The organism is Spongiactinospora gelatinilytica, from assembly GCF_003236385.1.
Classification (GTDB): domain Bacteria; phylum Actinomycetota; class Actinomycetes; order Streptosporangiales; family Streptosporangiaceae; genus Spongiactinospora; species Spongiactinospora gelatinilytica.
On the sequence record NZ_POUA01000314.1, the window covers coordinates 1 to 9339 of the forward strand.

At 71.5% G+C, this 9339-nt stretch carries 8 protein-coding genes; all 8 read left to right on the top strand.

The window, feature by feature from the left end; translation table 11 throughout:
* Nucleotides 1–1695: GMC family oxidoreductase (locus C1I98_RS29625; protein ID WP_111170689.1), on the top strand; the 1695-nt coding region annotated here is incomplete at its 5' end.
* A gap of 35 nt (nt 1696–1730) precedes the next feature.
* A complete protein-coding gene (locus C1I98_RS29630) occupies nt 1731–2495 on the top strand; it encodes an SDR family NAD(P)-dependent oxidoreductase (protein WP_111170690.1) in 765 nt (254 codons plus the stop codon).
* Between the two features lie 19 nt (nt 2496–2514).
* Entirely contained in the window at nt 2515–3459 is a 945-nt protein-coding gene (locus C1I98_RS29635) for a phosphotriesterase family protein (protein WP_199537305.1), read from the top strand.
* A gap of 11 nt (nt 3460–3470) precedes the next feature.
* A complete protein-coding gene (locus tag C1I98_RS29640) occupies nt 3471–4925 on the top strand; it encodes an aldehyde dehydrogenase family protein (RefSeq protein ID WP_111170692.1) in 1455 nt (484 codons plus the stop codon).
* A gap of 22 nt (nt 4926–4947) precedes the next feature.
* Complete coding sequence (locus C1I98_RS29645) at nt 4948–5724, top strand: HpcH/HpaI aldolase family protein (protein WP_111170693.1); 777 nt, start codon at nt 4948–4950, stop codon at nt 5722–5724.
* 37 nt (nt 5725–5761) lie between these two features.
* Nucleotides 5762–6433 (top strand): TetR/AcrR family transcriptional regulator, encoded by a 672-nt coding sequence (locus C1I98_RS29650; RefSeq protein ID WP_111170694.1) that lies wholly within the window; start codon nt 5762–5764, stop codon nt 6431–6433.
* A 295-nt stretch (nt 6434–6728) separates the two neighbouring features.
* Nucleotides 6729–8051: an aspartate--tRNA(Asn) ligase gene (gene aspS, locus C1I98_RS29655; protein ID WP_111170695.1), complete on the top strand. Its 1323-nt coding sequence runs from the start codon at nt 6729–6731 to the stop codon at nt 8049–8051.
* 168 nt (nt 8052–8219) lie between these two features.
* Nucleotides 8220–9227, top strand: coding sequence for a methyltransferase (locus C1I98_RS29660; RefSeq protein ID WP_111170696.1), 1008 nt, complete (start codon nt 8220–8222; stop codon nt 9225–9227).
* Nucleotides 9228–9339: the final 112 nt, after the last annotated feature.

Sequence of the window (9339 nt, forward strand, 5' to 3'; positions counted from 1 at the left end):
GGCGGGATCATGGCCGCCGAGCTGGCCAAGGCCGGGCTGACCGTGGTGGGCCTGGAACGCGGCGGGCCGCGCGGCGTCGAGGACTTCGCCCACGGGCACGACGAGCTGCGGTACGCGGTGGACCGCGAGCTGATGCAGAACGTCGCGGCCGAGACCTGGACACTGCGGCACGACGTCAATGATCGCGCGCTGCCGATCCGCCGGCTCGGCTCGTTCGCGCCCGCCTACGGCGTGGGCGGCTCCGGCGTCTCCTGGGCCGGGCAGACCTGGCGGTTCAACCCGCGAGACTTCGAGATCCGCAGCCGCACGGTCGCCCGCTACGGCGCGGGGATGATCCCCGCCGACATGACGATCCAGGACTGGGGCATCACCTACGACGACCTGGAGCCGTACTACGACAAGTTCGAGTACATGGCGGGCATCAGCGGCAAGGCGGGCAACATCAAGGGCACCAAGGTGCCCGGCGGCAACCCGTTCGAGGGGCCGCGCAGCCGTGACTTCCCGCTCCCGCCGCTGATCGAGTCCTACGCCGGATCGGTGTTCCGCGAGGCCGCGGCCAAGGTGGGCTACCAGCCGTTCCCCGGCCCCGCGGGCGCGCTGTCCAAGCCGTACACCAACCCGGACGGCATGTCCCGGCCCGGCTGCACCTACTGCGGCTTCACCGGGCACTTCGGCTGCCACATCGGCGCCAAGAGCGACCCGACGCTTACGGTGATCCCCACCGCCCAGAAGACCGGCCGGTTCGAGCTGCGCACCAACGCCCAGGTGATCGAGATCCTGCACGACGGCGGCCGGGCCACCGGAGTGCGCTACTACGACGCGAGCGGCGCGGTCCGCGACCAGCCCGCCGACGTCGTGGTGCTCACCGCCTTCACCCTGAACAACTGCCGGCTGCTGCTGCTGTCCAAGATGGGCAAGCCGTACGACCCGGCCACCGGCGAGGGCGTCATCGGCCGCAACTACTGCTACCAGTCCGACGGCGCGGGCGCGATGGCCTACTTCAAGGACAAGGACTTCAAGCCGTACATGGTCGCGTGCGGCAGCGCGATCGCCATCGACGACCTCAACGGCGACAACTTCGACCACACCGGGCTCGGCTTCATCGGCGGCGGCCTGATCAAGGTGGGCAGCAACCCGACGACGCCGATCAACGCGGTCCTCGCCCCGCCCGGCACCCCGGCCTGGGGCCTTGAGTGGAAGAAGGCGATCCGCAAGCACTACGCGCACTCGCTGATCATCGGCGCGCAGGGCGAGAGCCCCGCCTACCGGGGACACTACCTCGACCTCGACCCCACCTACCGGGACGCCTACGGCCTGCCGCTGGTGCGCATCACCTTCGACTGGCGGGACAACGAGCGCAAGATGGTCGCCTACCTGGGCGAGAAGCTGAAAGAGATCGCCACCGCGATGAACCCCGACTCGCTGGTGGCCGGCGGCGCCCTCGCCGCGCACTACGACGGCACCCAGTACCAATCCACCCACAACACCGGTGGCGTGATCATGGGCGCCGACCCGCGCACCTCGGCCGTCAACAACCACCTCCAGATGTGGGACTTCCCGAACACCTTCGTGGTCGGCGCGTCCGCCTTCCCGCAGAACGCCGGCTACAACCCGACCGGCACCGTCGGCGCGCTCGCCTACCGGGCGGTGGACGGCGTCCTGCGCTACCGCAACAACCCCGGCCCGCTGGCCTGACGCGGCCCGGAGCAGATCAGACAGGAGCATGAGCGGTGAAAGGTCTGACGGGCAAGGTGGCCGTCATCACCGGGGGCGCGTCCGGAATCGGTCTCGCCACCGCGGCGGCGTTCGCCGAACGAGGCGTCTCGGTCGCCATCGCCGACATCGATGAGGAGGCCGGGCGCAAGGCCGAGAGCCTGCTCGGCGAGCGGGCGCTGTTCGTCCGCGCGGACGTCAGCGACGAACAGCAGATCATCGGGCTGATGCGGGCCGCGGCGGCCCGGTTCGGCCGGCTGGACATCCTGGTCAACAGCGCCGTCGCGCTGGTGGCCAAGGGCGTCGAGGCCACCCCCGAGGAGTGGGGACGGGCGTTCGCCACGAACGTCTTCGGCTACGCGCTGTGCGCCAAGCACGCGCTGCCGTACATGCGCGAGCGGGGCGGCGGGGCGATCGTGAACATCTCCTCCATCTCCGCGCTCATCGCCCAGCCCGACCGGATCACCTACAGCGCGGGCAAGGGCGCGCTGCAGAGCCTGACCCGCGGCCTGGCCCTCGACCTCGCCGCCGACGGGATCCGGGTGAACGCGGTCTGCCCCGGCACGATCTGGACGCCGCCCAACGAGGCGTACCTCGGCGCGACGATGGGCCTGGACCGCGCCGGGGCCGACGCGCACCCGGCGGTCGGCGGCGAGGCCATGCTGCGCCGGGTCGGCGGCCCCGAAGAGGTGGCCGAGGCGGTCGTCTTCCTGGCCTCTGACTCGGCCGGCTACATCACCGCCGCGAGCCTCGTGGTCGACGGCGGCCAGACCGCCAGGTGAGTGGAGAAGAGGTACCGGCATGGCAATGATCGAAACCGTCGCGGGGCCGGTCGAGCACACCCAGCTCGGCCGTACCCTCGCGCACGAACAACTGCTGACGGTGAGCGAACCACTGCTCACCCAGTTCCCCCACCTGTACGACCGCGAGGCCATGTACACCGCGGCGGTGGAGACCGTCCGCGGGGTGCAGGCCCACGGCGTGCGCACGATCGTCGACCCGTGCGTGGCGATGCTCGGCCGCGACGTGGCCTTCCACGCCCGCGTCGCCGAGGAGACCGGCGTCAACCTGGTCGTGGCGACCGGGCTCTACACCTACAACGTGCTGCCGCCCTACTTCCAGTGGCGCGACGCCGACGCCCTCGCCGACGCGCTCGTCCACGACATCGAGCAGGGCATTCAGGGCACCTCGATCAAGGCCGCGTTCATCAAGTGCGCGACCGACGAGCCGGGCCTCACCCCCGACGTCGAGAAGGTGCTGCGCGCGTCGGCCAGGGCGCACCTGCGCACCGGCCGGCCGATCATGGCGCACTCGCACGCGGCCACCCGCACCGGGCTGGAGCAGGCCCGCATCTTCCACGAGGAGGGCGTGGACCTCCGCGCGGTGCAGATCGCGCACACCGGCGACAGCGACGACCTCGACTACATCGAGCGGCTGCTCGACCTCGGCGTGTGGATCGGCATGGACCGCTTCGGCGTCGAGGGCCTGCTGCCGCTGGAACGGCGGGCGGCGACCGTCGCCAAGCTGTGCGCCCGCGGCCACGCCGGCCGGATGATGCTGTCCCAGGACTACTCGGCCTTCAACGACTGGGTGCCTGCGGACAAGCTCGCGGAGTTCGCCCCCGCGTGGTCGATGACCCTGCTGTTCGAGACCGTGCTCCCGCGCCTGGCCGAACTCGGAGTCGGCCACGACCAGATCGACGTGATGCTGGAGCGCAATCCCGCCGCCTGGCTGAGCGGAAGCTGAAGGAGACCCCAATGACCGCGACCGATATCAGCAGTGAGGCCGGGCTGTACATCGCCGGCTCCTGGCGGCGGGGCGGCGGGCCCGCGATCCCCGTGATCAACCCCGCCACCGAAGACGTCATCGCCACCGTTCCGGGCGCCACCCCCGCCGAGGTGGACGAGGCCCTGGCGGCGGCGCAGCGCGCGCAGCGCGACTGGGGCCGGGCCCCCGGCGGCGTGCGCGGCACGCTCGTGCGGGCGATCGGCGACGTCATCCGCGCGAACGCCACCGAGCTGGCCGAGCTCCAGACGGCCGAGGTCGGCAAGCCGCTGGCCGTCTCGCACGCCGAGGTCGCGATGGCCGCGCAGCTCGCCGACTACACGGCCGGCTGGGACCGCAGGATCGAAGGCGAGATCCTGCCCAGCGACAACGCCGACGAGGTCATCCACCTCAACCGGGTGCCGATCGGCGTGGTGGCCGCGGTGACCGCCTGGAACGCCCCGGTGGCGCTGCTGGTCCGCAAGATCGCCCCGGCCCTCGTCGCGGGCAACGCCGTCGTGGTCAAGCCGAGCGAGCTGGCCCCGCTGTCCTCGATCGCGCTGGTCCGGATGATCGCCGAGGCGGTCGATCTGCCGCCCGGCCTGCTCAACCTGGTGACCGGCGGCCCGGAGACCGGGCTCGCGCTGGTCGCCAGCCCGCGTACCGGCCTGGTCACCCTGACCGGCCACCGCGACACCGGCAAGAAGGTGATGGCGGCGGCTGCGGCCAACCTGACCAGGGTCTCCCTGGAGCTGGGCGGCAAGGCCCCGGCGATCGTCTGGGCCGACGCCGACCTCGACACGGCCGTCCCGGCGGTGGCGATGGCCCGCCACTTCAACGGCGGGCAGGTCTGCACCAGCGCGGAGCGCGTGTTCGTGCACGAGTCGGTGTTCGAGGAATTCGTGGCACGGTACACGGCGCTGGTCGGGCACTTCCGGGTGGGCGATCCGCTGGGCGAGGTCGAGCTCGGCCCGCTGGCCGGCGAGGCCCAGCGGAACAAGTCGATCAATGCGATCGAGCGGGCCAAGGCGGAGGGCGCGCGCGTCGTGCTGGGCGGCGGGCCACCGGCCGGCGACGCCTTCGAGCGCGGCTTCTGGGTCACGCCGACCGTGTTGGTGGACGTCGAGCCGGGCATGGACATCATGCGCGAGGAGGTGTTCGGCCCGGTCACCCCGATCGCCAAGGTGCCCACGCTGGAGCGCGCCTTCGAGCTGGCCAACGAGACGCGGTACGGGCTGTCGGCCTACCTCTACACGGCCGACCACCGCATCGCCATGCGCGCCGAACGCGACCTCGACTTCGGCGAGCTGTACATCAACCGGTCGATCGGCGAGCAGGCCCAGGGGCACCACTCCGGCCACCGGGAGTCGGGGCTGGGCGGCGAGGACGGCAAGCACGGCGTCCTGCGTTACACGCAGCTCCGCAGCGTCTATCACAACTACGCGTGACGGAGAGAAGGGAAGCGATCCGATGACCTTGCGAGAGCTGTGGGAGCGGGGCGAGCCGACCGTCGGCACCTGGCTGGTCACCCCGAGCGACCTGTCCGCCGAGCTGCTGGGCAGGGCGGGCTTCGACTGGATCTGCGTGGACGGCCAGCACGGCCTGGTCGGCTACGAGGGCATGCTGACGCTGCTCCAGGGGCTGGCCATCGCCGGGGTGCCGGCGTTCGTGCGGGTGCCGTCCAACTCCCCCGAGCACATCGCCCGCGCACTCGACGCGGGGGCCCAGGGCGTCGTGGTGCCGATGGTGAGCACCCGGGAGGCGGCCGAGCAGGCGGTGACCGCCGCGAAGTACCCGCCGGAGGGCACCCGGAGCTGGGGTCCGAGCCGCAACGTGCTGCGCGTCCCCGACTACAGCGCGGCGGTGGCCAACCGCCGCAACGTGGTGGCCGTGATGATCGAGACCCCCGAAGGGGTCGCCAACATGGACGAGATCATGTCGGTCCCCGGAGTGGACGCGATCTACGTGGGGCCCAACGACCTCGCCCTCGGCTTCGGCCGCGAGCAGAACGACCCCGAGCAGGAGGCCGTGGTCGCGTCGCTGCTGGACGGCTGCCGGCGGCACGGCGTCGTGGCGGGCATCCACTGCGACGACGCGCAGACGGTGGCCCGCCGCCGTGAGTCGGGCTTCCACATGCTCAACCTGGCCACCGACGCCTCGCTGCTCTACCACGGCGCACTGCACGAACTGGCCGTCGCCCGGGGGGCCGAGGCGGCCCCGCCCCGCCGGACCGCCTCCTACGTCTGATCTCCGGTCGATCCCGATTGGTTGGTACCGTCACTGCATGGCCGAGCAGCGGAAAGCACGCCGCGGAGGACGTCCGCCGGGCAGGACGCCGCGCCGGGAGATGCTCATCGACGCGGCGCTGGACCTGTTCCACAGATCCGGCTACCGCAACACCTCCACGACCGATGTCGGGGCGGCGGCGGGCATCAGCGGCCCGGCGGTGTACCGGCACTTCGCCAACAAGGAGGATCTCCTCACCGCGGTGCTGGAGCTGTCCTCGGAGCTGATGGAGACCGCCGCCGCAGAGGCCGCCACGCTGCCCCCGCGCAGCGCGCTCGACTACCTCCTGGACAGCTACGCGACCTTCTGCGTGCAGCGACCCGGGCTTTCCATGATCTGGCTGGAGGAGCGGCGCAACCTCTCCGACGAGATCCGCGAGCGGATCGGCGGGCACCACCAGGACTACATCTGGATGTGGACGACCACGGTCGCCGCGGTGCGCCCGGAGCTGGCCCGCGCCGAGGCGCACGTCCTGGCCCAGCTCGCCATCGGCCTGATGACCTCGGTGACCTTCCTGCATCTCGATCCGCGCCACCCCGGCCAGATCGACCAGGAGGGCATGCGGCGGCTGCTGGCCGAGACCGGGCGGCGGATCGTCCTGCAGACGCTCCCGGCGGAGCTGGCCGCGGCGGTGCACCCGGCGCGGCGCGACGCCGTACGCGTCACTTGATGATCCCGTATCCTGGTGGGAACGCGTTGACGGAGACGAGTAGCCGCGGGATCACGCGGGTTGCAGAGAGCCGCCGGTAGCTGCGAAGGCGGCCCCGCGCCCCACGGCGAAGACCCTCCCGAGTGCGGAGAGGAACGGCCCGCGCGGCCCGATGCTCCGCCGGCCCGCCCCCGTTACCGGGCGATGACGAGGCCGCCGCCCGCGTGGCGGCGGCGAAGGCGTGGTGGCACCGCGAGTACCCTTATCGCCCACGCCCCTCAAGGGATCATGACGAGGTCCTTCGGAGGGACTTTCGATGATCCACCCTACGATCCGCGTGCCGGTCTCCGGCCTGCGCGGGCATCTCGGCCGCACGGTGACGATCTGCGGCTGGGTGCGCACCCTGCGGTTGCAGGGCCGCATGCAGTTCGCCGTGATCCGTGACCACACCGGCATGGTGCAGGTCACCCACCGGCGCGGCGGGCCCGGCGACCCGCTCGAAGCCGTCCTTGAGTCGCTGACCGCCGAGTCGGCCGTGCGCGTCACCGGAACGGTGACCGGCAACCCGATCGTGAAACTCGGCGGCCTGGAGGTCGTGCCCGAGTCGATCGAGGTGCTGGGGCGCGCCGAGACGCCGCTGCCCATCGACGAGCGCACCGGGCCGGAGCAGCGGCTGGACTGGCGCTTCCTGGACGTGCGCCTGCGGCCGGAGGCGCGCTTGGCGTACGCCGTGCAGACCACGCTGGAGCAGGGCATGCGCGACTACGCGTACGCCGCCGGGTGCGTGGAGATGCACACGCCGAAGCTCATGGGCACCGCCTCGGAGTCGGGGGCGGAGGTGTTCCGGCTCGGCTACTTCGGCCGCTCGGCGTACCTGGCGCAGTCGCCGCAGTTCTACAAGCAGATGGCGATCGCCGCGGGCATCGACCGGGTCTTCGAGATCGGCCCGGTCTTCCGCGCCGAGCCGTCGTTCACCTCCCGGCACGCCACCGAGTTCACCGGCGTGGACGTGGAACTCGGGTGGATCGGCGGCGTGGCGGAGGTGATGGCGTTCGAGGAGGGCATGCTGGCCCACGCCCTGGCCAAGGTGGCCGAGGCGCACGCCGGCGAGATCGAGGAGCACTTCGGCGTCGAGGTGACCGTCCCGGAGACGCCGTTCCCGCGGGTCACCATGGCCGAGGCGCGGGAGGTCCTGCGGCGCGGCGGCTGGGACCCGGCCGGGGCGAAGGCGGACCTGGACCCGGAGGGCGAACGCGGCATCGCCGCGCACGTCCGGGCCGAGACCGGGCACGAGTTCGTGTTCGTCACCGACTACCCGGCGAGCGTGCGGCCGTTCTACCACATGCGGCCCGAGGGGCGGCCGGACCTCACGTTCAGCTTCGACCTGCTGTGGAAGGGGCTGGAGATCACCACGGGGGCGCAGCGCGAGCATCGGTACGACGTGCTGCTGCGGCAGGCGGCCGAAAAGGGCATGGGCACCGAGCCGCTGCGCGACTACCTGAACTGCTTCCGCTACGGCTGCCCGCCGCACGGCGGTCTCGGCATGGGCCTCGGCCGGGTGCTGATGGTCCTGCTCGGCCTGGACTCCATCCGCGAGGCCACCTTTCTCTTCCGCGGCCCCAACCGGCTCTCCCCTTAGCGCCGCCCATATTTTCATGAAAAGAGCGAAGCGGATGTTCTGCTTATATGCCACATCCGCTCGCCGCCATATGTTCTTGTGCCGCGGGCGTGATTCCATTGGCACGGCAATGGTTCTCAGCAGCGTCACACCCTGTGGAGGCGTCCCATGCGCGAACAAATTGTAGAAATGAGCACTGAAAACGCCGAGCGCGATTCCCTGTTCTTTCTGATCGACGAGGCGCTCGGCTATGTTCACCCGGCCGCGCTGCGAGCCGCCGCCTCGCTCAAGGTCGCCGATCGGCTCGCGGACGGGCCGCTCACCGCGGCCGAGCCGGCCGAGCGCACCGGCACGGACGCGACCGTCCTGCACCGGATCATGCGCCTGCTGGCGACGCGCGGCGTCTTCGAGGAGGCCGAGGACGGACGCTTCCGGCTCACCTCCGTGGGTCACGCGCTGCGCTCCGACGTGCCGCTGTCCGGACGGGCGGCCGTCCTCATGCTCACCGACCGGACCCTTCGGCAGCCCAGCGGGAGGCTGGAACGCTGCCTGAGCATGGGCGGTTCGGTCTTCGATGACATGTTCGGCATGTCGTTCTTCGAGTACTTCGCCCAGGACGAGCAGACCACGGCGACCTTCCACGACGGCATGGCGGCGATGTCGGACTGGGAGAACGCGCCGATCGCCGCCGCCTACGGATTCCCGGAGTCGGGCGTGGTGGCCGACATCGGCGGCGGTCAGGGCGGCTTCCTGCTGGCCGTGCTCGACGGGCGGCCCGGCCTGCACGGCGTCCTGTACGACGAGGCCCACGTGCTGGCCAAGCACCGGCCGCCCGGCGCGGAGCTCAGCGGCGGCGGGCGACTTCTTCACCCCCGCGCGGACGTCTACCTGCTCAAGCGCATCCTGCACGACTGGAACGACGAGCAGTGCGTGACCATCCTGCGCAACTGCCGCCGGGCGATGGCCCCGGGCGGCCGGGTCCGGGTGGTGGACGCGGTCATCCCGAAGGGCAACGAGCCGCACCAGGCCAAGACCGTCGACGTGATGCTGATGGCCTCGCTGCCCGGACGCGAGCGCACCTCGGCCGAGTTCGCCGAGCTGTTCGCGGCGGCGGGCCTGCGCCTGTCCCGCGTCGTCGCGACCGGCACGATGCTGTCGGTCGTCGAGGCCGTCGCGGACGAGGGCGCCGGCGGGTGACGGTCAGGTGGCGGCGAAGGTCTGGAACCGCTTCAGTACGGCGTCGCGGTGCTCGCCCCACCACTCGCCGTTCTGCATGAACTGCACCTCCAGGTTGTCCGGGTGGGAGGGC